At 63.0% G+C, this 26,203-nt stretch carries 18 protein-coding genes, 2 tRNA genes and 4 pseudogenes; 10 read left to right on the forward strand and 14 right to left on the reverse strand.

The genetic code is table 11. The features are described 5' to 3' along the window. Positions 1 to 37 precede the first annotated feature (37 nt). Both CU110_RS13030 and CU110_RS15845 read left to right on the forward strand, forming a co-directional pair. Positions 38 to 1,525: a YcjX family protein gene (locus CU110_RS13030; protein ID WP_240499594.1), complete on the forward strand. Its 1,488-nt coding sequence runs from the start codon at positions 38 to 40 to the stop codon at positions 1,523 to 1,525. Then, positions 1,522 to 2,850: a TIGR01620 family protein gene (locus CU110_RS15845; RefSeq protein WP_127736268.1), complete on the forward strand. Its 1,329-nt coding sequence runs from the start codon at positions 1,522 to 1,524 to the stop codon at positions 2,848 to 2,850. The genes CU110_RS13030 and CU110_RS15845 overlap by 4 nt, the downstream gene beginning before the upstream one ends. On the opposite strand, the pseudogene CU110_RS13040 reads toward CU110_RS15845, so the two are convergent. Then, positions 2,793 to 3,794 (reverse strand): annotated as a pseudogene (locus CU110_RS13040) (oxidoreductase); the annotation flags it as partial. The gene CU110_RS15845 and the pseudogene CU110_RS13040 sit on opposite strands and share 58 nt — an antisense overlap. 20 nt (positions 3,795 to 3,814) lie before the next feature. On the opposite strand from CU110_RS13040, the gene CU110_RS13045 reads away from it, so the two are divergent. The 6 genes and pseudogenes from CU110_RS13045 (at position 3,815) to glpQ (ending at position 10,487) form a co-directional block, all read left to right on the forward strand. After that, on the forward strand, positions 3,815 to 4,480 hold the full coding sequence (locus CU110_RS13045; RefSeq protein ID WP_084209304.1) for an NAD(P)H-binding protein: 666 nt from the start codon (positions 3,815 to 3,817) through the stop codon (positions 4,478 to 4,480). Positions 4,481 to 4,652: 172 nt separating this feature from the next. Next, positions 4,653 to 6,599, forward strand: a complete 1,947-nt coding sequence (locus CU110_RS13050; protein ID WP_077379239.1) for an exoribonuclease II — start codon at positions 4,653 to 4,655, stop codon at positions 6,597 to 6,599. Positions 6,600 to 6,617: 18 nt separating this feature from the next. Beyond that, on the forward strand, positions 6,618 to 7,568 hold the full coding sequence (locus tag CU110_RS13055) for a glycosyltransferase (protein WP_127736270.1): 951 nt from the start codon (positions 6,618 to 6,620) through the stop codon (positions 7,566 to 7,568). Further along, positions 7,561 to 8,010, forward strand: a pseudogene (locus CU110_RS17280) (DUF2334 domain-containing protein); the annotation flags it as partial. The gene CU110_RS13055 and the pseudogene CU110_RS17280, both read left to right, overlap by 8 nt. A gap of 349 nt (positions 8,011 to 8,359) precedes the next feature. Further along, positions 8,360 to 9,364, forward strand: a complete 1,005-nt coding sequence (locus tag CU110_RS13065; protein WP_084209307.1) for a lysylphosphatidylglycerol synthase transmembrane domain-containing protein — start codon at positions 8,360 to 8,362, stop codon at positions 9,362 to 9,364. Positions 9,365 to 9,395: 31 nt separating this feature from the next. Further along, complete coding sequence (gene glpQ / locus CU110_RS13070; protein WP_084209811.1) at positions 9,396 to 10,487, forward strand: glycerophosphodiester phosphodiesterase; 1,092 nt, start codon at positions 9,396 to 9,398, stop codon at positions 10,485 to 10,487. A gap of 32 nt (positions 10,488 to 10,519) precedes the next feature. On the opposite strand, the gene CU110_RS13075 is transcribed toward glpQ, so the two are convergent. From CU110_RS13075 to sdhC, 11 genes and pseudogenes are all read right to left on the reverse strand, one after another. Continuing rightward, positions 10,520 to 11,062, reverse strand: coding sequence for a DUF302 domain-containing protein (locus CU110_RS13075; protein WP_240499596.1), 543 nt, complete (start codon positions 11,060 to 11,062; stop codon positions 10,520 to 10,522). 106 nt (positions 11,063 to 11,168) lie between these two features. Next, positions 11,169 to 12,041: a succinate--CoA ligase subunit alpha gene (gene sucD / locus CU110_RS13080; protein ID WP_065392579.1), complete on the reverse strand. Its 873-nt coding sequence runs from the start codon at positions 12,039 to 12,041 to the stop codon at positions 11,169 to 11,171. Beyond that, on the reverse strand, positions 12,041 to 13,207 hold the full coding sequence (gene sucC, locus CU110_RS13085) for an ADP-forming succinate--CoA ligase subunit beta (RefSeq protein WP_077379231.1): 1,167 nt from the start codon (positions 13,205 to 13,207) through the stop codon (positions 12,041 to 12,043). Before sucC ends, sucD begins: the two co-directional genes overlap by 1 nt. 108 nt (positions 13,208 to 13,315) lie before the next feature. Beyond that, complete coding sequence (lpdA, locus tag CU110_RS13090; RefSeq protein WP_077379229.1) at positions 13,316 to 14,755, reverse strand: dihydrolipoyl dehydrogenase; 1,440 nt, start codon at positions 14,753 to 14,755, stop codon at positions 13,316 to 13,318. Positions 14,756 to 14,865: 110 nt separating this feature from the next. Further along, positions 14,866 to 16,040: pseudogene (gene odhB / locus CU110_RS13095) on the reverse strand (2-oxoglutarate dehydrogenase complex dihydrolipoyllysine-residue succinyltransferase); the annotation flags it as partial. Between the two features lie 27 nt (positions 16,041 to 16,067). Continuing rightward, a pseudogene (locus tag CU110_RS18090) lies at positions 16,068 to 16,426 on the reverse strand (biotin/lipoyl-containing protein); the annotation flags it as partial. 51 nt (positions 16,427 to 16,477) lie between these two features. Then, complete coding sequence (locus CU110_RS13105; protein WP_077379225.1) at positions 16,478 to 19,312, reverse strand: 2-oxoglutarate dehydrogenase E1 component; 2,835 nt, start codon at positions 19,310 to 19,312, stop codon at positions 16,478 to 16,480. 228 nt (positions 19,313 to 19,540) lie between these two features. Beyond that, the gene (locus tag CU110_RS13110) at positions 19,541 to 20,245 is read right to left on the reverse strand and encodes a succinate dehydrogenase iron-sulfur subunit (protein WP_077379223.1); all 705 of its coding nucleotides are present in this window, start codon (positions 20,243 to 20,245) and stop codon (positions 19,541 to 19,543) included. 114 nt (positions 20,246 to 20,359) lie between these two features. Then, positions 20,360 to 22,132 carry a succinate dehydrogenase flavoprotein subunit gene (gene sdhA / locus CU110_RS13115; protein WP_077379221.1) on the reverse strand — a complete coding sequence of 591 codons (1,773 nt, stop codon included), beginning with the start codon at positions 22,130 to 22,132 and terminating at the stop codon, positions 20,360 to 20,362. 3 nt (positions 22,133 to 22,135) lie between these two features. Next, positions 22,136 to 22,483, reverse strand: coding sequence for a succinate dehydrogenase, hydrophobic membrane anchor protein (gene sdhD / locus CU110_RS13120; RefSeq protein WP_077379219.1), 348 nt, complete (start codon positions 22,481 to 22,483; stop codon positions 22,136 to 22,138). Continuing rightward, on the reverse strand, positions 22,477 to 22,854 hold the full coding sequence (gene sdhC, locus CU110_RS13125; protein WP_043333108.1) for a succinate dehydrogenase, cytochrome b556 subunit: 378 nt from the start codon (positions 22,852 to 22,854) through the stop codon (positions 22,477 to 22,479). Before sdhC ends, sdhD begins: the two co-directional genes overlap by 7 nt. A gap of 391 nt (positions 22,855 to 23,245) precedes the next feature. Here sdhC and gltA point away from each other — a divergent pair, with 391 nt between their 5' ends. Then, complete coding sequence (gene gltA, locus CU110_RS13130; RefSeq protein ID WP_077379217.1) at positions 23,246 to 24,532, forward strand: citrate synthase; 1,287 nt, start codon at positions 23,246 to 23,248, stop codon at positions 24,530 to 24,532. A 30-nt stretch (positions 24,533 to 24,562) separates the two neighbouring features. After that, the gene (locus tag CU110_RS13135) at positions 24,563 to 25,450 is read left to right on the forward strand and encodes an NAD(P)-dependent oxidoreductase (RefSeq protein ID WP_084209308.1); all 888 of its coding nucleotides are present in this window, start codon (positions 24,563 to 24,565) and stop codon (positions 25,448 to 25,450) included. Positions 25,451 to 25,976: 526 nt separating this feature from the next. On the opposite strand, the gene CU110_RS13140 is transcribed toward CU110_RS13135, so the two are convergent. Both CU110_RS13140 and CU110_RS13145 read right to left on the reverse strand, forming a co-directional pair. Continuing rightward, a tRNA-Glu gene (locus CU110_RS13140) sits at positions 25,977 to 26,052 on the reverse strand. Positions 26,053 to 26,070: 18 nt separating this feature from the next. Beyond that, positions 26,071 to 26,146: transfer RNA gene (locus tag CU110_RS13145), tRNA-Ala, on the reverse strand. Between the last annotated feature and the right edge of the window lie 57 nt (positions 26,147 to 26,203).

The following is a 26,203-nucleotide window of genomic DNA, read 5'->3' on the forward strand; positions in this document are numbered from 1 at the left end:
GTGTCGCCGCCTCGCCCCCACTGACAGGGAATGCCTGATGTTCAACACCATGACCCGCAACGCCCGCCAGCTTGCCCGCGAGGTGGGCCGCGAAGCCCATGACCTGCTGGAGCGCGGCCTCGATCGTCAGCTGCGTCTTGCCGTCACCGGTCTGTCCGGTGCCGGCAAGACGGCCTTTCTCGTCTCGCTGATCGAGCAGCTGCGCCACGCAGGACTCGGCGCGCGTCTGGAGCTGTTGCCTGCCGCCCGCGATGGCCGTCTGCTCGGGGCAGAGCGTGTCAGTCAGCCGGATCTTTCCATCCCGCGCTTTCCGCTGGAAGCCGGCTTGCGCTCGCTTTCCGGCCAGCATTCGCCCCATGGCCCCGAATGGCCGACGCCGACCCGCAGCATCAGCGAGCTGCGTCTCAAGATCGGCTTTCGCCCCACCTCACGCGCCGCGCGCATGCTCGACAGCCAGCGCGCCACCCTGACACTGGACCTGATCGATTATCCCGGCGAATGGCTGCTGGACCTGCCGATGCTGGAGCAGGACTTCACCGCCTGGAGCAGCGAATGCGAGACGCAGCTGGCCGATGGGCGCGGCGACTGGGCGCATGACTGGATGGGCGCCATCGCGGGCCTGACGCCGGACAGCGAAGTGGATGAAGACCGCCTCGCCGAGATCGCGAGCCTGTATACCGACTATCTGCACGCCGCACGCCGCAAGGGGGGCTTCGTCGACCTGACACCGGGCCGCTTTCTGCTGCCCGGCGAGCTGGATGAAGCGCCGGTGCTGCAGTTCTTCCCGCTGCCGGGGCTCGACGACTGGACAGCCGACGCCTTGGCCGCCTTGCCGGAAACCAGCCTGTACCGCACCCTGGCGCGGCGCTTCGATCACTATCGCCGCCGCGTGGTACGTCCCTTCTATCACGACCACTTCCGGCGCTTTGACCGCCAGATCGTGCTGATCGACGTGCTGGGTGCGCTGAATGCCGGCCCGGCACCCTTCCGCGACCTGAGCCGCGCGCTGGACAAGCTGTTCGACAGCTTCGCCTATGGCCGCCGTCACCTGCTGGCGCGCCTGATGGACCGTCGCATCGACCGCCTGGCCATCGCCGCCACCAAGGCCGACCACGTCACCCCCGAGCAGCATGGTGCGATGCGCGACCTGCTCGAGCAGCTACTAGCGGGCCCGCTCAAACGCCTGCGCTATCGCGACGTGCCGCTCAAGGCCTTCACCATCGCCGCCATCCGCGCCAGCGAGGCGCGCGAGGTGGTCGAGAACGGTCAGCGTCATCCGGCGCTGGCGGGACACCTGCTCGGCGAGCACGAAGGGTCGAGCGACTCAGGCACGCAGGGTGCTGGCCGCGAGTCCGTGCTGCTGTTCCCGGGCGAGGTGCCCTCACGGTTGCCCGACCCGAATTTCTGGGCCGAAAGCCGCTTCGACTTCCCCCACTTCGCGCCGCCGCAGGTCGATGGCAAGGCACCACCTCACATTCGCATGGACGCCGTGCTCGACTGGCTGCTGGGAGACCACCTGAAATGACCACCGAATCCCGCCACCCGCGCCCGGGCAAACGCTTCACGAGTCCCGGTTCTGCCGACTCGGCGCGGGCCGATGCCACCTCGACGGCTTACGCCGAGCGCCCCCCGAGGCCCGAGAGCGCGGCAGAGGCCCTGCGCGGCGCGCGCCACTTCTCGCCGGAGATGGAAAGCCAGCCACTGGCCGCAGCCGAACCGGAGCCCGCCACGCCGGGACTCGATGCGACGCTGAGCGCCAGGCCACGCCATCGTGGCCTCAAATGGCTGCTGCTCGGCACCCTGACACTCGGTGGTGTCGAGGCCGGCCATGCGCTGTATCAGGCGGCCATGGGCGGTGACCTGATCGCCGGGGCCTGGGGCCTGCTGGAGCTTGGTGCCATCGGGCTCGGCGCCCGCGCGCTGGGCAAGGAGCTCTTCCGACTGCGTCATCTGCGCAAGCACGTCGCGCTGCGTGCCGAGCTGGAAGAACATCAGCAGGATGATTTTGGCCAGGAGAGCTTTGGTCAAGGAGGCTTTGGCCAGAAAAGCTTTGGCCAGCGCGGTGATGCGCCGTCCACGCCTAACGAGGGCTCGAACAAGGCAGGCGGCAAGGCCGACAGCCAGCAGGAAGACCTGCTTGAGCAGCTGCGCCGTCAGATGAAGCTGGGCGAGGATGATGCCGGCGTGCGCGCCTGGCGCGCTGCCTGCGAAGCGCATCACTCCCCGTCGGAGCGCCGCGAGCTGTTCGCCTTCCATGTGCTGGGGCCGCGGGACCGTGAGGCGCGGCGTCTGATCTCGCGCATGAGCGGCGAGACGGCGGTGATGGTGGCGGTCTCGCCATTGACCTGGGTCGACATGAGCCTGGTGGCCTGGCGCGGACTGCGCATGATGGAGCGCCTGTCGCGCCTCTACGGACTGGAGCTGGGCTACGCCAGCCGTCTGCGCCTGTTCAAGGAGGTGCTGGCGTCGATGGCCTTCGCCGGCGCCAGTGAACTGGCCGCCGAGGCCAGCATGGATCTGCTGTCGATGAATCTGGCCGGCCGCCTCTCCACCAAGGCCGGACAGGGGCTGGGCAGTGGCCTGATGAACGCACGCCTGGGCCTGCGTGCCATGCGCCTGCTGCGCCCCATCCCCTTCCATGCCGAGGAGGTACCGCGCATCGGCGAGCTGCGCGCGGAGCTATTCTCGCGCATGCGCAAGGCCGACAAGGGCGAGGACGACGCGCCTCAGCCTTCGCTGGCGATCCCCGCTTCCAGCCATTTCATCACGCGCAGTGCCTCGTCGGCGGGCGTCGGGTTGGCACTGCCGGAACGGATGCAGTCGCGCAGCCGCGCATACCAGGCCGGGTAGTCGCCATCGCGGCCCTGGTGGATACCGGCGACCAGAACCTGCTCCCCATCGCCGGCCTCCCTTGCCGTCTCCAGCACCGTGAGCATGCCCGGGCGCGGGTCGCGCCCCCATTGCTGCGCGAGCCGCTCGGCCTCGTCACGGGCCGGGAAGCTGCCGGCCTTGAGACATGCCTCCTGAGGATCGAGACCGAACGTCACGTAACTGCCGCGCGTGCCGTGGACGGCGAAACGTGCCGTCGGTGCGGCCGCCAAGGCACTGGCGTGCAGCTCGACCACCAGCGAGGGATAGATGGCATGTGAGGCATAGCTCAATACGGCATGGAAGAAATCATCGGTGACGGCTCCCTCGCGCTGGGTGCGACGTGTCAGCTGGATGCTGGCAGGCTCGCCGAACAGGCACAGCGCCTGATCCAGCAGGTGTGGCCCGAGGTCGTACCACAGGCCGCTGCCGGGCAGGGCCTGCTCACGCCAGCGGTCCGGCACGCTGGGGCGGAAGCGGTCGAAATGGGACTCCATGTGGGCGATGCGGCCCAGGGTACCGCCCTCGATCAGCTCGACCAGCGTCAGAAAATCGGCATCGAAGCGACGATTGTGGAACACCGCCAGCACCCGCTCTGCCTGCTCCGCCTCTCGGGCCAGCGCCTCACCCTCGGCCAGCGTGACGGTGAAGGGCTTGTCGACCACCACATGCTTGCCGGCCGCCAGCGCCGCACTCGCCAGGGGATAGTGGGTCTCGTTGGGCGTGGCGATGATGACGAGATCGATGTCCTGACGCGCCAGCAGTGCCTCGGGAGTGGCTTCCACCTCGAGCTCGGGACGTTCGGCCTTGACCACCTCGGGACGCGAGGTCGAGAGCGCGACCAGCGCCAGGCCTTGCGTCGCCTCGATCAGTGGCGCATGGAAGGTACGTACCGCCATGCCATAACCGATCAGGCCGACGCGAATGGCGTTAAGGAGTCGCCAACATGCGCAAGACGCTCATCATCGGTGCCAATGGCAAGATCGGTCGTCAACTCTGCGAGAAGGCCCAGGCCGCCGGCGAACCCATCGTCGCCATGATCCGCTCGACGGACCAGCAGGGCTGGTTCCATGAACGAGGCATTCCGACCGTCATGGGAGACCTGGAAGGCGAGATGCACCAGGCGTTCTATGGCTGTGACCAGGCAGTGTTCGTCGCGGGGTCCGGCCCGCATACCGGCCCTGACAAGACATTGACCATCGACCTGCACGGTGCCATGCGCACTGCGGAACTGGCCGCGGAATTCGGCCTCTCGCGGGTGATCCAGGTCAGCTCGATCCGCTCCGAGACCCCGCTGGCAGGCCCGGCGGCCATGCGTCCCTACTTCGCGGCCAAGAAGGCGGCGGATCTCTGCCTGGCCGAGAGCGGACTGCGCCACGTCATCGTCAAACCGGGCCGCCTCACCGAGGAAGCCGGCAACGGCAAGCTGACCCAGGACGCGGAGAAGTCCGACGAGATGCAGGTCTCACGCGCCAACGTGGCGGAATTCCTGCTGGGCGTGATGCAGGCGCGCGAGATCGGAGGTCGCCATCGCAAGGCACCGGTCTTCACGCTGTTCGATGGTGATCAATCGGTCTCCAGCCTGCTGCAGGACGCTGCTGCCACGGTCTGAAGCCGCATCTGGCGCAAGCGACGCACCGCCACCGGCGGCGTCATCGCCACTCGTTCGGCCAGCTGCCGACGCCCGCACGCAGCCCGTGCGGGCGTCGGAGTCTCTGGCCGCTTTCCCCCCATGCGTCATGTCCGTATAGTGAGCCACTGACCCCGCCAACAGAACTTCCGAAATGCTGCAGAACAATTCGCTGCTGGCGCAGCTGAAAGATCAAATCCGCCAGGAAATTCCCCGTGTCACGGGGGTGATCAAAGGCACCGACAAGGGCTTCGGCTTCCTCGAGTGCGAGGATGGCGAGTCGTATTTCGTGCCGCCGCCCGCCATGAAGCAGGTGCTGCACGGTGATACCGTCGAAGCGACCGTCAAGGTCGAAGGCGAGAAGAAATCCGTACAGCCGGAAGTGCTGATCGAGACGGGTGTCGACCGCTTCGTCGCTCGTGTCGGCAAGCGTGACGGTCGCCTCAACGTGATGCCGGATCACCCGTCCATCAACACGCGCATGAAAGCGCGCGTGAAGCGCGGCATCAATGAGGAAAGCCTCAATGATGGCGACTGGGTCGTGGCTCGTCTGCTGCGTCACCCGATGCGCAAGGATGACCGCAGCTTCTTCGCCCAGATCGAGGAAGTCATCGCCGAGGTGGACAACCCGCGCGTGCCGTGGCGTGTCACCCTGGCGCGTCACGCGCTGGAACAGGCCTCTCCGGAGGGCGGCAACGACTGGCCGCTGCTGGAGGAAGGTCTGACCCGCGAAGACATGACTCACGTGCCCTTCTTCACCATCGATGGTGAGAAGACCCGTGACATGGATGACGCCCTGCACATCGTCGAGCGCCCGGAAGGCGGCTGGACCCTGAGCATCGCCATCGCTGACCCGACCGCCTATGTGCCGGAAGGCAGCCGCGTGGACGAAGAGGCGCGCACGCGCTCCTTCACCGTCTACCTGCCGAGCCAGAACGTCACCATGCTGCCGGAAATCCTGGCCGATGACCTGTGCTCGCTGAAGGAAGGTGAAGACCGTCCGACGCTGATGTGCATCGTCGACATCGACACCGACGGCGTGATCGGTGAGCCGAAGTTCTTCGCGGCCACCATGCGCTCGCATCACCGCCTGACCTACGACAACGTCTCTGACTGGATCGAAGGCCAGGAAGGCAGCTGGAAGCCGGAAACCGAGGAGCTGGCCGAAGGCCTGCGTCAGCTGGAAGCCTTCACTCAGGCGCGTATCGCCTGGCGTGCACGCAACTCCCAGATCTTCCGTGAGCGTCCGGACTTCGAATTCGAGCTGGATGAGGAAGGCAACGTGCTCAACGTGCGTGCCGACCATCGCCGCATCAGCAATCGCATGATCGAAGAATCCATGATCACCGCGAACCTGAGCTGCGCCCGTCTGCTCTCCAAGCACATCGGTCACGGCATCTTCAACGTGCACCAGGGCTTTGCACCGGAGAAGTACGACGACACCATCGAATTCCTGGCCACTCAGGAGATCACCGCGACGCCGGAACAGCTGGGCAGCCTGGAAGGCTATCGCCTGCTGCGCCAGGAGCTGGACAGCCGCGAGGATACCTGGCTGGACGTGCGCATGCGTCGCTTCCAGGGCTACACCGTGATGTCTGCCCAGCCGGGCCCGCATTTCGGTCTGGGTCTCGAGGCCTATGCCACCTGGACTTCCCCGATCCGCAAGTACGGCGACATGGTCAACCATCGCCTGATCAAGCGCGTGATTCTGGGTCAGGATGCTCCGGCCGAAGCCACCGAGCAGCTGACCGAACACCTCAGTGAACGTCGTCGTCTCAACCGCATGGCTGAGCGCGACGTCAAGGACTGGCTCTACGTGCGTTACCTGACCAAGGCCGCCGAAGAGCAGCAGATCTTCACTGGCGAGATCATCGACATCCGCCGCGGTGGCATGCGTGTGCGCCTGGAAGAGAATGGCGCCAGCGTCTTCATTCCGGCACCGCTGATCCACACTGATCGCAAGAAGGTCGCGATCGATGACAAGGAAGGCCGTGTGCGCATCGAAGACGAGCTGCGTTACTCATTGGGCGACATCATCAAGGTCTCCTTGACCGAAGCCCGTGAAGAACGTCGTTCACTGGTGGGTCGTCCGGCCGAATAAGCCGCGACCTGCCCCCCGATACCCTTCGGCAATGGCTACCGCTTCCCGCTGAGGCGTGGAGGCTGGGTCAGCACCCTGCTGGCACTGCAGCCGGACGTGATCGAGGCGGGTGACCCCTACGTCACCGCCTGGGCGGCATTGGATGCAGGCCGCAAGCTGGATGTCCCGGTGATCGGCTTCTATCACTCGGATCTGCCACGTCTGATCACCAACCGTCTCGGCGAGTGGTCGGGGGCCAATGTCGATCGCTATGTGCAGCGCCTCTATCGCCATTTCGATCGCGTGCTGGCACCCAGTGACGTGATGGCGAGGCGACTGGATCGACTCGGGGTACGCAATGTCCACATCCAGCCACTGGGCGTCGATCTGAACACCTTCCACCCCGATTGCCGGGATCAGGACCTGCGACGTGAACTTGGCCTGGCGGATCACGTGCGACTGCTGGCCTTCGCCGGCCGCGGTTCACGCGAGAAGAATCTCGACGAGCTGCTGGAAGTCGCCCGTCTGCTTGGCCCGAATTACCATCTGCTGTTGATCGGCTCCGGGATGCCTCGCCACCTGCCGGACAATGTCAGTGTCACCGGCCATTTCTGCAGCAGCGCGGAGGTGGCACGACTGGTCGCCTCCGTCGATGTGCTGTTGCATGCCGGCACACAGGAGACCTTCGGTCTGGTCGTGCTGGAAGCCATGGCCTGCGGCACGCCAGTGGTGGCCGCTCGCGCCGGTGCGCTGGCGGAAAATGTTCCGCTGGGCTGTGGCCAACTGTGTGATCCTCATGCACCGCATGCCATGGCGCGTGCCGTTCAGGACATCTTCGCCAATGACCCGGCGGCCCTGGGTCGCCAGGCGCGTCGTCATGTGGAGAAGCACCATGACTGGGACCGCGTGGTGGATGGACTGCTCGATCACTATCGCGCCGTCACCGGCACTCAGCTGCAACCGATACTGGAAGAGGTGACACATGGGTGAGTCTTCAGCCGCCAGAAAGCATTTCCTGCTGGTCCTCCATGACATCGCTCCCGAGACCTGGCAGGACTATCGCGACTTCGTCAATCAGATGGATGAGCTGTGTCAGGAGCGACTTGGCCATCCCTGCCCGATCACCTGGCTGGTGGTGCCGGACTTCCACCATCGCAACCCTCTCGAGAGTGCTCCCGAGTTCATCGCCCTGCTGGAGGCCCGCAGACAGCAGGGCGATGAACTGGCGCTGCATGGTTTTCATCATTGCGATGATGCGCCACCGCCCCGCACGCCACGCGATTACGTGATGCGCCGCGTACTGACCTGGGAAGGCGAGTTCTATCCCCTCGATGAGAGCGAAGCCAGACGGCGTCTTCAGGAAGGCGCTGCCCTGTTCAAGCGGCTCGGCTGGCCGCTGTCGGGCTTCGTGGCACCGGCCTGGTTGATGAGTGACGGCACACGGCGCGCCCTGCAGGCACTGGACTTCCAATACACCAGCGACCCTCAGCACCTCTATCGCCTGCCGGACTTCACCCCCATCGATGCTCCGGGACTGGTGTGGAGCGCGCGCTCCGCGCCGCGGCGCGCCATGTCCCGCTGGGTCACGGAACGCAAGATGGCGCGTGAGCGTGACGCCGATGTCCTGCGCCTCGGACTGCATCCGGTCGACATGCGCCACACGGGCTCGCGAGACTACTGGGCACGACTTGTCACACGGTTGCTGGATGATGGCTACCTGCCGATGACCAAGATCGATTGGCTGACACACAAGGGGCTGCTCACCGCCGCGAGAATCCACCATGAATCGCGCCCTGTGGATGCTGGGAGCCGGCCTGGTGCTGGTCATCGCCGTGCCGCTGGTGCTGGGCGGCAGTGGGCTGGGGAGCCAGCTGCGCCAGTTCCCCCTCGAGACCTTCGCGCTGATGCTGGGCATGATCGTGATGTGCTGGAACCTGAATGCCGGACGCCTGCGCCTGCTGCTGGCCGGGCGTGGCGGCCACCTCGGACAGCGGCGTGCACTGGGCATGGTGATGGCCACCGAGTTCGCCATCAGCGCCACGCCGGGTGGCAGTGGCGGCCCGCTCACCCTGATGGGGCTGCTGGCACGTCAGGGGGTACGCCCGGCACACGCCTCGGCGGTGTTTGCCGTCGACCAGATGACCGACATGCTGTTCTTTCTCTCGGCGCTCGCCAGCATCGGGCTCTACGCACTGTCGCATACCATCGATCTACGCCTGGGCTGGATGCTGGCCGTGCCGGCGCTGCTGCTGATCTTCGGCTTCGGCCTGCTGGCGGCGCTCGGCAAGCATCATCGACGATTGATCAAGGCCAGTGGCCGCCTGCTGCGCTGGCTCAAGGTACGCCATCGTTCGCGCCTCAGACTGGCGCGTGCCTTGATCCATTTCCGCCATGCACTGATCGAGACGCTCGCCCTGCCTCGCCTGACGTTGAGCCTGATCTTTCTGCTGTGCTGCGCCCATTGGCTCTTGCGCTATTCCATCCTCTATCTGGCCGTCGCGGGACTTGGGCGCGACATCGACTGGAGCTGGACCTTCATCGTGCAGATGCTCTCGCTCGCCGCCGGGCAACTGACGCTGCTGCCCGGTGGTGCAGGCGGTGCCGAACTCTCGTCCACGGCACTGCTGGGGCCTGTCATCGGTGCCTCCACCGCCGCTGCCGCCGTCGTCATCTGGCGCGCCGTCACCTTCTATTTCTACCTGATCGCCGGTGCCCCGGTGTTCTTCGTGATGGCGGGACGCGGCATGCTGGCCCGCCTGCTCAATCGTCGCTCGCCCTCGGCCTGACACTCACCGCTCACTCACGCGTCTTGGCGTGATGGGCGCATTGCTTGTGACCACGGCCTCCACTGCCCTCGCCGATGACGCGACGCTGCGCAGCATCGACCCCGGCCATGGCACCGACAAGGTCGTCGTGGCTCACCGTGGTGCCTCGGGCTACCTGCCCGAGCACACGCTGGCCGCCAAGTCGATGGCCTATGCCCAGGGTGCCGACTTCCTTGAGCAGGACGTGGTGATGAGCAAGGATGATCAGCTGGTGGTGCTGCATGATCGCTTTCTGGATCGCGTGACCAATGTCGCCGATGTCTTCCCGGACCGCGCTCGTGAGGATGGCCGCTACTATGCCATCGACTTCACCCTGGATGAGCTGCGCAAGCTGGCCTTCAGCGAGGGCTTCACCGTCAAGGATGGCGAGCGTGTCACGGATTACCCCGAGCGCTTCCCGCTGGGCAAGTCCCACTTCGGTCTGCATACGCTGAGCGAGGAGATCGAGATGATTCAGGGCCTGAATCACTCCACGGGCCGTGATGTCGGCCTGTATGTCGAGATCAAGGCCCCCTGGTTCCATCAGTCCGAGGGCAAGGAAATCTCCAGAGCCGTCCTCGAGACGCTCAAGCAGTACGGCTATGTGGACCATGACGACAATGCCATCGTGCAGGTCTTTGATCCCAATGGACTCGAACGCATCCACGACACGCTGCAGCCCGAGCTGGGCATGGACCTGCGACTGGTGCAGCTGATGGGCGAGACCAGTTGGGACATGACCTTCCAGCCGGGCTCGGATGGCAAGCTCGAGCCCTACAGCTATGACTGGATGTACCAGGATGGGGCCATGCAGCGGATTGCCGGCTATGCCGATGGCATCGGGCCGTGGAAGCCGATGGTGATCGAGGACAGCTCGACCCGGGACGACATCAAGGTCACGCCGCTGGTCAAGGAAGCGCATGCGGCAGGCCTGATCGTGATGCCCTATACCTTCCGGCTTGATGAGGGTCGCATCCCTGACTGGGCCAGCGATTATGATGACATGCTGCGCGTGTTCTTCGTCGACGCCGATGTCGATGGCGTCTTCACGGACTACCCGGACCGCGCGGTACAGTGGCTCAAGCACAACGGCGAAGCCCTGTAGGACTCAGCGCTGAAACATGGCGTCTTCACGTCTCATTGCCCCGCTGCCTCGGCCGCCAGGCCCTTGAGCAGTCCACCGATCTTGTCCAGCGGCAGCTTGCAGTCATCCAGATCATGACGATTGGCCAGATACTGCGGATCATTCCACTCGATCACGCTGCCCCCTTCCACGGCACGGATCAGCATCTTCTGCGGGAGATCCAGCGCAGCCGAACCATTGCACTGCATCAACAGGGTACCGACCTTGGGGTTGCCGAAGATGACGGTATGCGTGGCAGGAAGCTCCATCCCCACCTTCTCGGCACCCGCCTCATGCTCGATGACGCTGAACAGCGTCAGCCCCTTGGCCTCGAGCGCCTTCTCCAGACGCGCCTGGACGGTGGTGACATCCTCACGACTGGTCACGGACTCGATGCCCTTGGTAGGCACCTGCATGCTCGCCGAGGCTTCAGGAGCGGACGCTGCCGCGGCGCCGGAATCTGCACTGGCCATCAGCGGAATGCAGGTAACCAACGGCAGAGACAGCAGCGCCAGCAGGCGGGCGGAACGCGTGACGGCGGGGAAGGTCTTGAGCATGGAACATCCTCATCTGTGAGTCGTGTTTCGCCGTGGGGCATCTGCACGTGTCGCTTGGTCAGGTGCCAATGAACTTGCCGCCGAGCGCTGTCAGGAGATCACAGGCTTACCAGCCAGTGACTTCCTTGATGGCATCGCCGATCTCTGCGAGTGAACGCACAGTCTTGACGCCAGCTTCTTCCAGAGCCGCGAACTTCTCGTCGGCAGTACCCTTGCCGCCGGAGATGATGGCGCCTGCATGGCCCATGCGCTTGCCCGGAGGCGCAGTCACACCAGCGATGTAGGAGACGACCGGCTTGGTGACGTTCGCCTTGATGTAGGCAGCCGCTTCTTCTTCAGCGGAACCGCCGATCTCGCCGATCATGACGATGGCTTCGGTCTTCGGGTCCTTCTCGAACAGCTCGAGGATGTCGATGAAGTTGGAACCCGGAATCGGGTCGCCACCGATACCGACACAGCTGGACTGACCGAAACCGTGGTCAGTGGTCTGCTTGACGGCTTCATAGGTCAGGGTGCCTGAACGAGACACGATACCAACCTTGCCCGGCTGGTGGATGTGACCCGGCATGATGCCGATCTTGCACTCACCCGGAGTGATGACACCCGGGCAGTTCGGACCGATCAGACGCGCGCCCAGCTCGTCGCACTTGACCTTGACTTCCAGCATGTCGAGAGTCGGCACGCCTTCGGTGATGCAGACGATCAGCTTGATGCCTGCATTGGCCGCTTCAAGGATGGAATCCTTGCAGAACGGTGCCGGCACGTAGATGACGGACGCTTCAGCGCCAGTCTCGGCAACGGCTTCCGCGACGGTGTTGAACACCGGCAGGCCCAGGTGAGTCTGACCACCCTTGCCCGGCGTCACGCCACCGACCATCTTGGTGCCGTAGGCGATGGCTTGTTCAGAGTGGAAGGTACCCTGGCCGCCAGTGAAGCCCTGGCAGATCACCTTGGTGTTCTTGTCGATCAAAATGCTCATTACTTGCCCTCCGCAGCTTTGACAACCTGCTGCGCCGCGTCAGTCAGGCTGGTAGCAGCGATGATGTTCAGACCGCTTTCGGCCAGCTTCTTGGCGCCGAGTTCAGCGTTGTTGCCTTCCAGACGCACCACGACCGGTACGTTGACACCGACCTGCTCGACGGCACCGATGATGCCTTCGGCGATCATGTCGCAACGCACGATGCCGCCGAAGATGTTCACCAGAACAGCCTTGACGTTGTCGTCGGACAGGATGATCTTGAACGCTTCTGCAACGCGTTCCTTGGTAGCACCGCCACCCACGTCGAGGAAGTTGGCCGGCTTGCCGCCAGACAGGTTGACGATGTCCATGGTGCCCATCGCCAGGCCTGCGCCGTTGACCATGCAGCCGATGTTGCCGTCGAGGGCAACGTAGTTCAGTTCGAACTTGGCAGCATGCGCTTCACGCTCGTCTTCCTGAGACGGATCGTGCATCGCCTGCAGGTCCGGGTGACGGTAGACGGCGTTGGCATCGATGTTGATCTTGCCGTCGAGGCAGTGGAGGTTGCCTTCGTCGGTGATGACCAGCGGGTTGATTTCCAGCAGCGCGAAATCCTTGTCGGCGAACATCTTCGCCAGACCCAGGAAGATCTTGGTGAACTGCTTGATCTGGGTCGGGTTCAGACCCAGCTTGAAGGCCAGTTCACGCGCCTGGTACGGCTGAGCGCCGACCAGCGGATCGATCTCGGCTTTCAGGATCTTTTCCGGTGTCTCTTCGGCAACCTTCTCGATTTCCACGCCGCCTTCGGTGGAAGCCATGAAGACGATGCGACGAGTGGTACGGTCGACGACGGCACCCAGGTACAGTTCTTCGGCGATGTCGGTGCAGTTCTCGACGAGAATCTTGGTGACCGGCTGACCATTCGCGTCAGTCTGGTAGGTCACCAGGTTCTTGCCCAGCCACTGGGAAGCGAAGTCGGAAGCGGCTTGTGCGCTCTCGACCAGCTTGACGCCGCCGGCCTTGCCGCGGCCACCTGCGTGGACCTGTGCCTTGACGACCCACTTGTCGCCGCCAATCTTCTTGCACGCTTCAGCAGCGTCTTCCGGGGTGTCAACGGCGAAGCCCTTGGACACCGGCAGGCCATAGTCGGCAAACAGTTGTTTTGCCTGATACTCGTGAAGGTTCATCGTGTCATGCCATTGGTTGCATTAGACTCGAACGGCAGTCGCGAGATGCGGCTGCCACCGTTCGCCCCGGCCTGGCCGGGGCGACGCGCCTCTTGTTCGGAAGGACGCTTACTTGCGCTTCTTGCGGTTTGCGATGTGAATCGCATGCCCGTCAACGGCCAGCGCGGCTTCGTGTACGGCTTCCGACAGTGTCGGGTGAGCCGTGCAGATCAGCGCGAGGTCTTCGGCGCTGGCGCCGAACTCGAGGGCCGTCACGCCTTGAGCGATCAGCTCACCGGCATGCTGGCCGATGATGTGAACACCCAGGACGCGATCAGTCTCAGCGTCGGCAATGATCTTGGCCAGACCTTCAGTGGCATTGTTGGCCATGGCACGACCGCTTGCCGCGAACGGGAAGCTGCCGGTCTTGACTTCAATGCCTTCGGCCTTGGCCTGCTGCTCGGTCTTGCCGACCCAAGCAACTTCCGGGAAGGTGTAGATGATGCTCGGGATGGCGTCGTAATTCATCTCGGCCTTGTGGCCGGCGATGATGTCGGCAACCATCACGCCCTCTTCGGAGGCCTTGTGGGCCAGCATCGGGCCACGTACCACGTCACCGATGGCGTAGACACCCGGCACGCTGGTCGCGCACTGGTCATCGACGTGGATGAAGCCGCGCTCGTCCAGATTGATGCCGACATCGCTGTCGAGCAAGCTCTGGGTGTACGGACGACGGCCGACCGCGACGATGACCTTGTCGAAGGTCTGTTCCTGCTCGCCGTTGGCGTCGGTGTACTTGACGACGACTTCACTGTCCTTGATGTCGGAACCGGTCACACGGGCGCCGAGCTTGATGTCCAGACCCTGCTTCTTGAGCAGCTTCTGGGCTTCCTTGGCGACAGCGGCATCGACCATCGGCAGGAAGCTGTCGACCGCTTCCAGCACGGTGACTTCAGAACCGCAACGGCTCCACACGCTACCCAGCTCGAGACCGATGACACCGGCACCGATGACGCCCAGACGCTTCGGCGTCTCGGTGAATTCGAGCGCGCCGGTGGAATCGACGATCAGACCTTCGGTCAGCGGCGTCGGCGGAATCTCGACCGGCACGGAACCGGACGCGATGACGATGTTCTCGGCGTCGTAGGTCGCCTTCTCGCCGTCGTGACCGGTGACTTCGACCTGCTTGTTGGGCAGCACCTTGCCGGTACCTTCCAGGGCGGTCACGCCATTGGCCTTGAACAGACCGGAAATGCCGCCGGTCAGGTTCTTCACGATCTGCGCCTTGCGCTCGATCATCTTGGCCACGTCGATCTCGACGCCATCGGCCTTGATGCCCAGCTCGGCGAACTCGTCACGTGCCTCGACGAACTTGTGAGAGGTTTCCAGCAGCGCCTTGGACGGGATGCAGCCGACGTTCAGGCAGGTGCCGCCGTGGACGGTCTTGCCTTCCTTGTTGACCCACTTCTCGACGCAGGCAGTCTTCAGACCCAGCTGAGCCGCGCGGATGGCAGCCACATAGCCACCGGGGCCCGCGCCAATGACGATTACATCAAATTTATCGGCCATGTCTCTTCCTGTTGGTGCAGTTCGATTCGGATTGGCATCCCGATGGGCAACCTGTCACCCATCGGGGCCGCACACGCCCGGGGAAGCCCCGGGCGTGAGGCGTTGCAGTCTCAGACGTCGAGCAGGAAACGAGCCGGATCTTCCAGCAGGTCCTTGATGGCGACGAGGAACTGGACTGCATCCTTGCCGTCGATCATGCGGTGGTCGTAGGACAGCGCCAGATACATCATCGGACGGATGACGACCTGACCGTTCACGGCCATCGGGCGCTCCTGGATCTTGTGCATGCCCAGGATGGCGGTCTGCGGCGGATTCAGGATCGGCGTGGACATCAGGGAACCGAAGATGCCGCCGTTGGTGATGGTGAAGGTGCCGCCCTGCATCTCATCGATGCCCAGCTTGCCGGCGCGCGCGCGCTGACCGAAGTCGACGATGGTCTTTTCGACATCGGCAAGCTTCATGCTGTCGGTATCACGCAGGACCGGCACGACCAGACCACGATCGGACGACACGGCAACGCCGATGTCCTGGTAACCGTGGTAGACGATGTCGGTGCCGTCGATGGAGGCATTGACGTCCGGGAAGCGCTTGAGCGCTTCGGTGGCCGCCTTGACGAAGAAGCCCATGAAGCCGAGCTTGGTGTCGTGCACCTTCTGGAAGGTGTCCTTGTACTGCTTGCGCAGCTCCATCACCGCACTCATGTCCACTTCGTTGTACGTGGTGAGCATGGCGGCGGTCTGCTGGGCATTGACCAGGCGCTTGGCGATGGTCTGACGCATGCGGCTCATCGGCACGCGCTTCTCGGGACGCTCGCCCTCGAAGGCCGGAGCGGCCTTCGGTGCAGCGGCCTTCGGTGCGGCAGCAGGCTTGGCAGCGGACTTGGCTGCGGTGCCTTCCTTGACGGCCTTGGCCACGTCTTCCTTCAGCACGCGACCGCCCTTGCCGGTACCGACCAGCTTGCTGACGTCCAGATCGTGCTCGGCAACCATCTTGCGAGCGGCCGGCGCGAGAATCTTGTCACCGACCTTCTCGTCCTGACCTTCGTCGGAGTCGGACTTGCTGTCGCTTTCCTCAGCGGCCGGAGCAGCGGCACCGGAAGCGCCAGCACTGAACAGTGCCAGCACGGCTTCGGTCTCGCAGGTCTCGCCTTCCTGAACCTTGATCTCGCTCAGGGCGCCGATCTGCCGGAGCCACGACTTCCAGCACGACCTTGTCAGTCTCGATCTCGACGATCAGCTCATCACGCTCGACAGGCGTCACCGACCTTCTTGTGCCAGGTGGCGACAGTGCCTTCCGCGACGGATTCCGGGAAGCTCGGCGCCTTGACTTCCAGCGTCTCGCCTTCGCCACCGGCGGCCGGCTTGCTCTCGGCCTTGGCGTCGTGCTTGGCTGCTGCGGTCGCCTGCTTCTTCTCGTCGGAAGATGCGGCGTCTGCGTCACCGATGGTACCCAGTACCTGCTCGGACTCGCAGGTCTCACCTTCCTGGACCTTGATCTCGCCCAGGGTGCCGTTCTGCCGGTGCCACCACTTCCAGCACCACCTTGTCAGTCTCGATCTCGACGATCAGCTCGTCGCGCTCGACAGCTGTCACCGGGCTGCTTGTGCCAGGTCGCCACTGTGCCTTCGGCGACGGATTCCGGAAAAGACGGCGCTTTGATATCGATAGCCATTGGAGTTCCTTAACTCGATTCTCTCTCGGTGCCCTTGCGGGTCGCGGGCCTTTACTTGTTGAAGGCGTCGTCGACCAGCTGGCGCTGCTGTTCGTTATGAACGGACATGTAGCCCGCGGCAGGCGCCGCAGAGGCCGGGCGTCCGGCGAAGGCCAGGCTCATGCCGAGGCCCTGACGATGCTGATCAGCGACCTGACGCATGTGGTGCTGACTCTGATACCAGGCACCCTGGTTGAGCGGCTCTTCCTGGCACCACATCACCTGCTCGAGATTCTCGTAGTCGGCGATGGCGGCCTGGAGCTCTTCCTTCGGGAAGGGATAGAGCTGCTCGACACGGATGATGGCAACGTCTTCACGGCCCTGCTCGGCGCGATAGCCTGCCAGGTCGTAATAGACCTTGCCGGCACACAGCACGACGCGCTTGACCTTGGAAGCTTCAAGATTGCCCTTGTCGGCCAGCACCATCTCGAAGCGGCCATCGGCCAGCTCGTCGAGGGTGGAAGTCGCTTCCTTGTGACGCAGCAGTGACTTGGGCGACAACACGACCAGCGGCTTGCGCAGCGAGCGGATGACCTGACGACGCAGCAGATGATAGATCTGCGCCGGCGTGGTCGGCATGCACACCTGCATGTTGTGCTCGGCACACAGCTGGAGATAGCGCTCGAGGCGCGCGGAGCTGTGCTCCGGCCCCTGCCCTTCGTAACCGTGCGGCAGCAGCATGGTCAGACCGCACAGGCGGCCCCACTTGCTCTCGCCGGAGGAGATGAACTGGTCCATCACCACCTGGGCACCGTTGGCGAAGTCACCGAACTGGGCTTCCCACACCACCAATGCCGTCGGCATGGTCGTGGCGTAGCCGTATTCGAAGGCCAGCACCGCTTCCTCGGAGAGGTAGGAGTCATGGATGGTGAAGGTCGCCTGACCATCCTTGATGTGCTGCAGCGGCACGTAGGTATTGCCATCATTCTGGTTGTGCACCACCGCGTGACGGTGGGAGAAGGTGCCACGACCCACGTCCTGGCCAGTGATGCGTACCGGATGGTCGGCATCCACCAGGGTGGCGTAGGCCAGCGTCTCGGCGAAGCCCCAGTTCAGCGGCATGCCGCCGGCGGCCATCTTGCGACGGTCTTCGTAGATCTTGTTGACCTGACGCTGGACCGAGACGCCGTCCGGCACTTCGCACATCTTGTTGGCGAGCGCCTGCAGCTGCTTCATGTCCATCGAGGTATCGGCATCGCCGGTCCACTCGTGGCCCAGGTACGGCGTCCAATCGACGAACAGACCGGTATTCGGCTGCTTCACGAGGGCATTGGCGACGTGATTGCCGGCATCGAGATCCGCGCGGTACTGATCCACCAGCTGCCGGGTCTCTTCCTCGCTGAGCACGCCTTCCTCGACCAGACGCTGCGCATACTTCTCGCGAGCGGTCTTCTGGGACTTGATCTTGGCGTACATCAGCGGCTGGGTGCCGGACGGCTCGTCCGCCTCGTTGTGACCGCGCTTGCGGTAGCACACGAGGTCGATCACCACGTCACGCTTGAACTGCTGGCGATAGTCGATGGCGACCTGGGCGGCGTGCAGCACGGCGTCCGGGTCGTCACCATTGACGTGGATGATCGGCGCCTGAACCATCTTGGCGATGTCGGTGCAGTATTCGGTGGAACGCGCGTCATCGGCACGCGAGGTGGTGAAGCCCACCTGGTTGTTGATGACGACGTGAACGGTACCCCCCGTCTTGTAGGCACGGGTCTGCGACATCTGGAAGGTTTCCATCACCACGCCCTGACCGGCGAATGCCGCGTCACCGTGGATGGAAATCGGCAGTACGCTGTCACCCTCGGCGTCTTCACGACGATCCTGACGGGCACGCACCGAGCCCTCGACCACCGGAGAGACGATCTCCAGGTGCGACGGGTTGAACGCCAGTGCCAGGTGGACTTCGCCGCCCGGTGTCATGACATTCGAGCTGAAGCCCTGGTGGTACTTCACGTCACCGGAGCCCTTGGCGATCTGCTTCTTGCCGTCGAATTCCTCGATCAGCTCGGACGGGCTCTTGCCCAGCAGATTGACCAGCAGGTTGAGGCGGCCACGGTGAGCCATGCCGATCACGACTTCCTTGGTACCGTACTTGCCGCTGCGCTGGATCAGCTCATCCATCATCGGAATGAAGGATTCGCCGCCTTCCAGACCAAAGCGCTTGGTCCCCGGGTACTTGCTGGCGAGGTAGCTCTCGAGACCTTCGGCGGCGGTCAGACGTTCCAGCACGTGATGGCGGACATCGCGTGAGAAGTTCGGCTTGGAACGCACGGACTCGAAACGCTGCTGCAGCCAGCGCTTCTCTTCCGTATTGACGATGTGCATGAACTCGGCGCCGATGCTGCGGCAGTAGGTCTGCTCCAGCGCGGCGTGAATTTCCTTCAGCGGTGCAACGTCCTTGCCGAGGAACAGCGAGCCGGTCTGGAACTCGACGTCCATGTCAGCGGAGGACAGCTGGTGGAAGGAAAGCTCAAGATCAGGAATCGGTGCCGGCTTGCGCAGACCGAGGGGATCGATGTCCGCCTTCTGGTGGCCACGGAAGCGATAGGCGTTGATCAGCTGAAGAACACGAACCTGCTTCTTGTTCTCGCTGCTCTCGCCCGCCGAGACAGCCACCGAGCGGCGACTGTTGCGACCCATCTCGTAGAACTGCTCACGGATCGGGGTCAGCGGAACATCCTGGGAGGGGCTGCCGTCATGACGCGGCAGAGTATCAAAGTAGTTGCGCCACTCGTCGGGAACCTCGTTCGGGTCGACAAGATAACGCTCGTAGAGATCTTCTACGTAGTGGACATTCCCGCCGCTCATATGGGAAGTGCGCCACATCAACTCCATTGTGCCTTCTTGCATCTCTCGGTCACCCTGACTGATGGGGTGGGGTAGGCGCCGGACAAGCGCTGTCGGCGTCACTCGATTATGCCCTGTATGGCGAAACCATGGAGGCCTTCACCATCTGAGTCTTCTTTTATCGTCAAAAGCCGGTGCACAAGGCACCGGCTCCAGCAAGCTGTGCGCTGCGACAAGGTGTGACACCCTGCCGCAGCTGACGTGCAATCATAACAAGCTAGCGCTCGGCTTTTAAGTGGCGTTTGCCAGCAAAAGCTCACGAATCTTGCCGATGGCACGTGTCGGGTTCAGACCTTTCGGGCAAACCGCGACACAATTCATGATTCCGCGACAGCGGAATACGGAGAACGGGTCGTCCAGTTCGCTCAGACGCTCCTTGGTGGCCGTGTCACGCGAGTCGGCCAGGAAGCGATAGGCCTGCAGCAGACCACTCGGACCGACGAACTTGTCCGGGTTCCACCAGAAGGACGGGCAGGCCGTCGAGCAGCAGGCACACAGGATGCATTCATAGAGACCGTCGAGCTTGTCGCGGTCTTCCGGCGACTGCAGACGCTCGATGGCCGGGGCCGGCGTGTCGTTGAGCAGGTACGGCTGGATGCGCTCGTACTGCTTGTAGAACAGGCTCATGTCGACGACCAGGTCACGCACGACCGGCAGGCCCGGCAACGGACGCAGCACCAGCTTGTTGTCCTTGACGACTTCGGACAGCGCGGTGACACAGGTCAGGCCGTTCTTGCCGTTCATGTTCATGCCGTCGGAACCACAGACACCTTCGCGGCAGCTGCGACGATAGGCCAGCGAGCTGTCCTGTTCCTTGAGCATTTCCATCACGTTCAACACCATCAGGTCACGGCCCTGGGTGTCGACCTGAAACTCCTGCATGTACGGCGCAGTATCGGTTTCAGGGTTGTAGCGGTATATGGATACCTGAAGCATGGTTTCCCCTCCGGGCAAACGGGTCAGGTGCGTGCGATGCCCTGCACGCACCTGGATCACGGCGAACTCAAGCGAGCGTGAACTCGAGCGAGTGCGAACTGGTGCTTGTCAGACTCAGTAGGTACGAATCTTCGGCTCGAAACGCTCGACGGTCTTCGGCGCGAAGTTCACGTCACGCTTGCCGACACGCTTCTCGTTCGGGAAGAACAGAGAGTGCTTGAGCCAGTTCTCGTCATCACGATCCGGGAAGTCGTAACGGGAGTGGGCACCACGGCTTTCCTTGCGGGTCAGGGCCGCAATGGCGGTGGCTTCCGCCACTTCCATCAGGTTGTCCAGCTCAAGGGCTTCGATACGCGCGGTATTGAAGACCTGGGACTTGTCAGCCAGACCCGCCTTGGCGATACGCTCACGCAGCTCGGACAGCTGCTTGACGCCTTCTTCCATCTTGTCTTCCTGACGGAAGACGCCGAAGGAGTTCTGCATGATCTGCTGCAGTTCGCGCTTGAGTTCCGGCACGGACTCGCCGCTTTCGGACTCGTTCCAGCGATTCAGACGCACCAGGGCAGAATCGATGTCGCTCTGGGTCGGCTCGAGGTACTCGATGCCTTCGTTGAGCGCGCTCTCGATGTACTTGCCTGCCGCGCGGCCGAAGACGACCAGATCCAGCAGCGAGTTGCCGCCCAGACGGTTGGCACCGTGAACGGAGACGCAGGCCACTTCACCCACGGCATAGAGGCCGTTGACGATGCGGTCGGTGCCGTCTTCGTTCTGCGCGATGGCCTGACCGTGCACGTTGGTGGCGATACCACCCATCATGTAGTGACAGGTCGGCACGACCGGGATCGGCGCGTTGGTCGGATCGACGTGCGCGAAGGTCTTGGACAGCTCGGAGATACCCGGCAGGCGCTTGTTGAGCACTTCCTCACCGAGGTGATCCAGCTTCAGGAAGACGTGATCGCCATTCTCGCCACAACCACGACCTTCGAGGATCTCCATGACCATGGAGCGCGCGACGACGTCACGGCCCGCGAGGTCCTTGGCATTCGGCGCGTAACGCTCCATGAAGCGCTCGCCGTCCTTGTTGACCAGGTAGCCACCTTCACCACGGCAGCCTTCCGTGACCAGCACGCCCGCACCGTGGATACCGGTCGGGTGGAACTGCCACATTTCCATGTCCTGGACCGGCAGGCCGGCACGCAGTGCCATGCCGATACCGTCACCGGTGTTGATCAGGGCATTGGTGGTGGAGGCGTAGATACGGCCCGCACCACCGGTGGCCAGAACGGTGGCCTTGGACTTGACGACGACGGTCTCGCCAGTCTCGATGCACAGGGCAATCACACCGACGATGTCGCCGTTGGCATTCTTGACCAGGTCGATGGCGTACCACTCGTCGAGGAAGACGGTGCCGTTTTTCAGGTTGGCCTGATACAGCGTGTGCAGCAGCGCGTGGCCGGTACGGTCAGCCGCGGCGCACGTACGTGCTGCCTGGCCACCCTTGCCGAAGTCCTTGGACTGGCCACCGAACGGACGCTGATAGATGCGGCCATTGTCGAAGCGAGAGAACGGCAGACCCATGTGCTCCAGCTCGAAGACCGCCTTCGGGCCTTCGGTACACATGTATTCAGCCGCGTCCTGGTCAGCGATGTAATCGCCGCCCTTGACGGTGTCATACATGTGCCAGCGCCAATCGTCGTTCGGATCAGCAGAGGCGATGGCACAGGTGATACCGCCCTGGGCAGAGACAGTGTGCGAGCGGGTCGGGAAGACCTTGGACAGCACGGCAGTCTTCTTGCCGGACTGGGACAGTTCGAGACCGGCACGCAGGCCAGCGCCGCCGCCGCCGATGATGATCGCGTCGAATGTCAGGCTACGCATGGTGGACATGTATCAGGCTCCCCACAGGACTTGAACGCCCCAGACCAAGAAGATGAACAACGCAAGGATGACGAAGACCTGGAAACCGAAGCGCAACGCGGTCGGCTTCATGTAATCGGTCGCCACGGTCCACAGACCGATCCAGGCGTGTGCGGCAATCGCGATGAATGCCATCAGAGAGAAGATGCGCATTGCCGTGTTCTCGAACAGACCACTCCAGGTGGCGTAATCGAGGTTCGGGTGCAGCAGGAGATAGCCGACCATGAACACGGAATAGGCTGCCAGAACCACGGCAGACACACGCTGCAGCACCCAGTCAGACAGACCACTGCGACTGAAATTGGTGATGTTGTTTACCATACCCAGACTCCCGCCAGGACCACGAGAACGGCACTGATCACGACAGTGACCTGCGCCTTGCGATTCGCACTTTCAAGTTCGACACCAATGTCCATGTCCATCAGCAGGTGCTTGATACCTGCCACGAAATGGAAACCGAGGGCAGACAGCAGGCCCCAGGCCACGATCTTGGCAAGGAAATTGGTTGCCAGGGTGTCACGCACTGCCTCGAACCCTTCCGGGGAGGACAGCGAGGCATCGAGTGCCCACAACGCGAACACCAGGCCCACGAACAGAATCACGCCGGTAATACGGTGAGTGATTGAAGTAAGGGCAGGGAGAGGGAATTTGATCGTCGTCAGATCGAGATTTACGGGTCGTTTGCTATTCACGGCTCTTACACACTCTCTTGGCCCAACACGGACGCAAGCCCGCAGGGGCGGTGGTTTGAGGAAGGGTCTCGGGCGCAGGCCATCCACGGTACCGAGCCGAATTTCCCGCCAGTCGCGCGACGGAGGATTATAGGGGTTGGCCATTGGCATGACAAATGACACGACGTCGCATAGCCGCAACCACGAATTGCACAAAATGCGGCGATCAGGACGCAACCTGAAGGGCATGGAACGACAAACGTCGGGAAACTGACGCACAGCGCAGCATCGCACGTCTCTACGCCGAGTGGCGAATTGACAATCTTTGGCGGGCTTCTATAGTGGGCGGGATTGATGCAAGCCCGGCATGGCAAGCAAGTCAAAGAGTTACGCGAATAATGAGGAGGTCGGCATGACTGACAAGAAAGCGACACTGACGGTAGACGGTATCGACAAGACCATCGAATTTCCGGTCTATTCCGGCACGCTCGGCCAGGACGTCATCGATGTCCGCGGCCTGACCGCCGAAGGCATGTTCACCTACGACCCGGGCTTCGTCTCCACCGCCGCCTGCGAATCTTCCATCACCTTCATCGATGGCCAGAAAGGCGTCCTGCTGCATCGCGGCTACCCCATCGACCAGCTGGCCAAGAGCTCCAACTATATAGAGCTGTGCTACCTGCTGCTGTTCGGAGAGCTGCCGAACAAGGAAGAGTACGACAAGTTCGCGCAACTGATCGGCAACCACACCATGGTGCACGAGCAGATCGTCAACTTCTTCAAGGGCTTCCGTCGTGATGCCCACCCGATGGCGATCCTGTGTGGCGTCGTCGGTGGCCTGGCCGCCTTCTACCACGACAATCTGAACATCAACAACGAGAAGGAACGCTACGTCAGTGCGGTGCGCCTGATCGCCAAGATGCCGACCCTTGCGGCCATGTGCCACAAGTACAACATCGGCCAGCCGTTCATGTACCCGCGCAATGACCTCTCCTACGGCGAGAACTTCCTGTACATGATGTTCGGCAATCCGTGTGAGGAGTACAAGATCAACCCGGTGTTCGCCAAGGCGATGGACACCATCTTCATGCTCCACGCCGACCACGAGCAGAATGCCTCGACCTCCACCGTGCGTCTGGCAGGCTCCACCGGTGCCAATCCGTTCGCCTGCATCAGCGCCGGCATCGCGGCACTCTGGGGCCCGGCACACGGCGGCGCCAACGAGGCCGTGCTCAACATGCTCGATGAGATCGGTGAGGATTCCGAGGAGAACATCCAGCGCTTCATCGACAAGGCCAAGGACAAGGATGACCCGTTCAAGCTGATGGGCTTCGGTCACCGCGTCTATCGCAACTTCGATCCGCGCGCCAAGGTCATGAAGGAGACCTGTGACGAGGTGCTGGAGCAGCTGGGTATGGCCGACGATCCGCAGCTCAAGATCGCCAAGCGTCTGGAGCAGATCGCACTGGAAGACGAGTACTTCATCGAGCGCAAGCTGTACCCGAATGTCGACTTCTACTCCGGCATCATCCTCAAGGCGATCGGCATCCCGACCAACATGTTCACGGTCATCTTCGCCATGTCACGCACCATCGGCTGGATCTCCCACTGGAACGAGATGATCGCCGGCGGCCATCGTATCGGCCGCCCGCGCCAGCTCTACACCGGCCACCCGCAGCGCGACTACCCGGCCAAGTAAGCCACTGATAGATGGCCAGGAGCCCTTCGCATGTCAGAGACACACGCAACGCCACGCATTGCCGCCTTCATCGGACTCGGCGTCATGGGTCACCCCATGGCCGGCCACCTGACACGCGCAGGATGGGAAGTGCGCGTCTACAACCGGACCCGCTCGCGCGCCGAACAGTGGTGCGAGGAGTACGGTGGCACCCATCACGCCACGCCGCGAGAAGCCGCGGAAGGCGCCGAGATCGTGCTGATGTGCGTCGGCAATGATGATGACGTGCGCAGCGTCACCTACGGCGCCGATGGCGTACTGGCCGGTCTGTCGGAGGGAGGACTGCTGGTGGATCACACCACGGCCAGCGCTGATCTGGCGCGAGAGCTGTCCGTGGCGGCGCGCGAGCATTCGGTCGGCTTCGTGGACGCCCCCGTGTCTGGCGGCCAGCAGGGGGCCATCAATGGCGCGCTGACCATCATGTGCGGCGGTGACCCGCAAGATTACGATCGCGCAGCACCGGTACTGGCGCATTACGGGCGCATGGTGAAGCGTATCGGGGAGACCGGTGCCGGCCAGACCACCAAGATGGTCAACCAGATCTGCATCGCCGGACTGGTTCAAGCGCTCTCCGAGGGACTGCACTTCGCCGAGCAGGCGGGACTGGATCGCGAGGCGGTGATCGAGGTGATCTCCAAGGGCGCAGCGGGCTCGTGGCAGATGGAGAACCGACACGCCACCATGATCCGCGATGAGTACGAGCACGGCTTCGCCGTCGACTGGATGCGCAAGGACCTCGACATCTGTCTGGCGGAGGCACGCCGCATCGAGGCAAGCCTGCCGGTGACGGCGCTGGTCGATCAGTTCTATGCCGACGTCCAGAGCATGGGGGGCGGCCGCTGGGACACCTCCTCGCTGCTCAAGCGCCTGGCCAGATGAGGCGAGCCCTCCCCACTCGAAGCGGCCTCGCCCGCGTCAGCCGCCCGATGAAAAGCGCCGATTCCAGCGTCAGCGAGACGTTGGAATCGGCGCTTTCTTGATGCCGCATTGCAACAACCCTGTCACCGTCACGCTGCGCTGCCTTTTTCCACACTATCTGTGGATAACCTCGTTGATAACCCTTAGACAAGCGCTTCCAACCTGCATGACAGCGGGCTTACCAACAGATTGCACAATTTTTAACCAGCTTATAAGCCATTGATATAAAAGAAAATTTTGGCATGCAGGAGCAAGTGCAGACCGGATGGGCCGCACTTCGAGGGGGAGTATGAGGAAAGTTCACGTCCTGGCCGCGCAGTGGACAACACAACAGCGATGTCAAGGGCGACTTGGGGATAACATGCGTTTCGGGCGACACACCGGCTGTGCATAAGCCGAAATCAGAGACAAAAAAAACACACCCCGCAAGGTGTGCTTTTTGTTGACTTCCCGAGGCCATCACAGGCGACTCGAGATGTCAGAAGAGTGGCGTCCCATAGGGGGTTCGAACCCCTGTTACCGCCGTGAAAGGGCGGTGTCCTGGACCACTAGACGAATGGGACGCAGTCGCTTGAGAAACTTGGTGGAGCCTAGCGGGATCGAACCGCTGACCTCAACACTGCCAGTGTTGCGCTCTCCCAGCTGAGCTAAGGCCCCGTCTCTCAAGAACGAGGCGTATAATACTGACCCGCCTCGTAGTCGTCAACTTCTTTT

The organism is Cobetia sp. ICG0124 (assembly GCF_004006355.1).
GTDB lineage: Bacteria > Pseudomonadota > Gammaproteobacteria > Pseudomonadales > Halomonadaceae > Cobetia > Cobetia marina.

Excerpts from the sequence above, each read along its gene's own strand:
- CU110_RS13135 (WP_084209308.1), top strand. The coding sequence starts at position 24,563 with ATGTCAGAGACACACGCAACGCCACGCATTGCCGCCTTCATCGGACTC.
- sdhA (WP_077379221.1), bottom strand. The coding sequence starts at position 22,132 with ATGTCCACCATGCGTAGCCTGACATTCGACGCGATCATCATCGGCGGC.
- CU110_RS13050 (WP_077379239.1), top strand. The coding sequence starts at position 4,653 with ATGCTGCAGAACAATTCGCTGCTGGCGCAGCTGAAAGATCAAATCCGC.
- CU110_RS13065 (WP_084209307.1), top strand. The coding sequence starts at position 8,360 with ATGAATCGCGCCCTGTGGATGCTGGGAGCCGGCCTGGTGCTGGTCATC.
- gltA (WP_077379217.1), top strand. The coding sequence starts at position 23,246 with ATGACTGACAAGAAAGCGACACTGACGGTAGACGGTATCGACAAGACC.
- CU110_RS13075 (WP_240499596.1), bottom strand. The coding sequence starts at position 11,062 with ATGCTCAAGACCTTCCCCGCCGTCACGCGTTCCGCCCGCCTGCTGGCG.
- glpQ (WP_084209811.1), top strand. The coding sequence starts at position 9,396 with ATGGGCGCATTGCTTGTGACCACGGCCTCCACTGCCCTCGCCGATGAC.
- CU110_RS13045 (WP_084209304.1), top strand. The coding sequence starts at position 3,815 with ATGCGCAAGACGCTCATCATCGGTGCCAATGGCAAGATCGGTCGTCAA.
- CU110_RS13110 (WP_077379223.1), bottom strand. The coding sequence starts at position 20,245 with ATGCTTCAGGTATCCATATACCGCTACAACCCTGAAACCGATACTGCG.
- CU110_RS13030 (WP_240499594.1), top strand. The coding sequence starts at position 38 with ATGTTCAACACCATGACCCGCAACGCCCGCCAGCTTGCCCGCGAGGTG.
- sdhD (WP_077379219.1), bottom strand. The coding sequence starts at position 22,483 with ATGGTAAACAACATCACCAATTTCAGTCGCAGTGGTCTGTCTGACTGG.
- sucD (WP_065392579.1), bottom strand. The coding sequence starts at position 12,041 with ATGAGCATTTTGATCGACAAGAACACCAAGGTGATCTGCCAGGGCTTC.
- sucC (WP_077379231.1), bottom strand. The coding sequence starts at position 13,207 with ATGAACCTTCACGAGTATCAGGCAAAACAACTGTTTGCCGACTATGGC.
- lpdA (WP_077379229.1), bottom strand. The coding sequence starts at position 14,755 with ATGGCCGATAAATTTGATGTAATCGTCATTGGCGCGGGCCCCGGTGGC.
- CU110_RS15845 (WP_127736268.1), top strand. The coding sequence starts at position 1,522 with ATGACCACCGAATCCCGCCACCCGCGCCCGGGCAAACGCTTCACGAGT.
- CU110_RS13105 (WP_077379225.1), bottom strand. The coding sequence starts at position 19,312 with ATGCAAGAAGGCACAATGGAGTTGATGTGGCGCACTTCCCATATGAGC.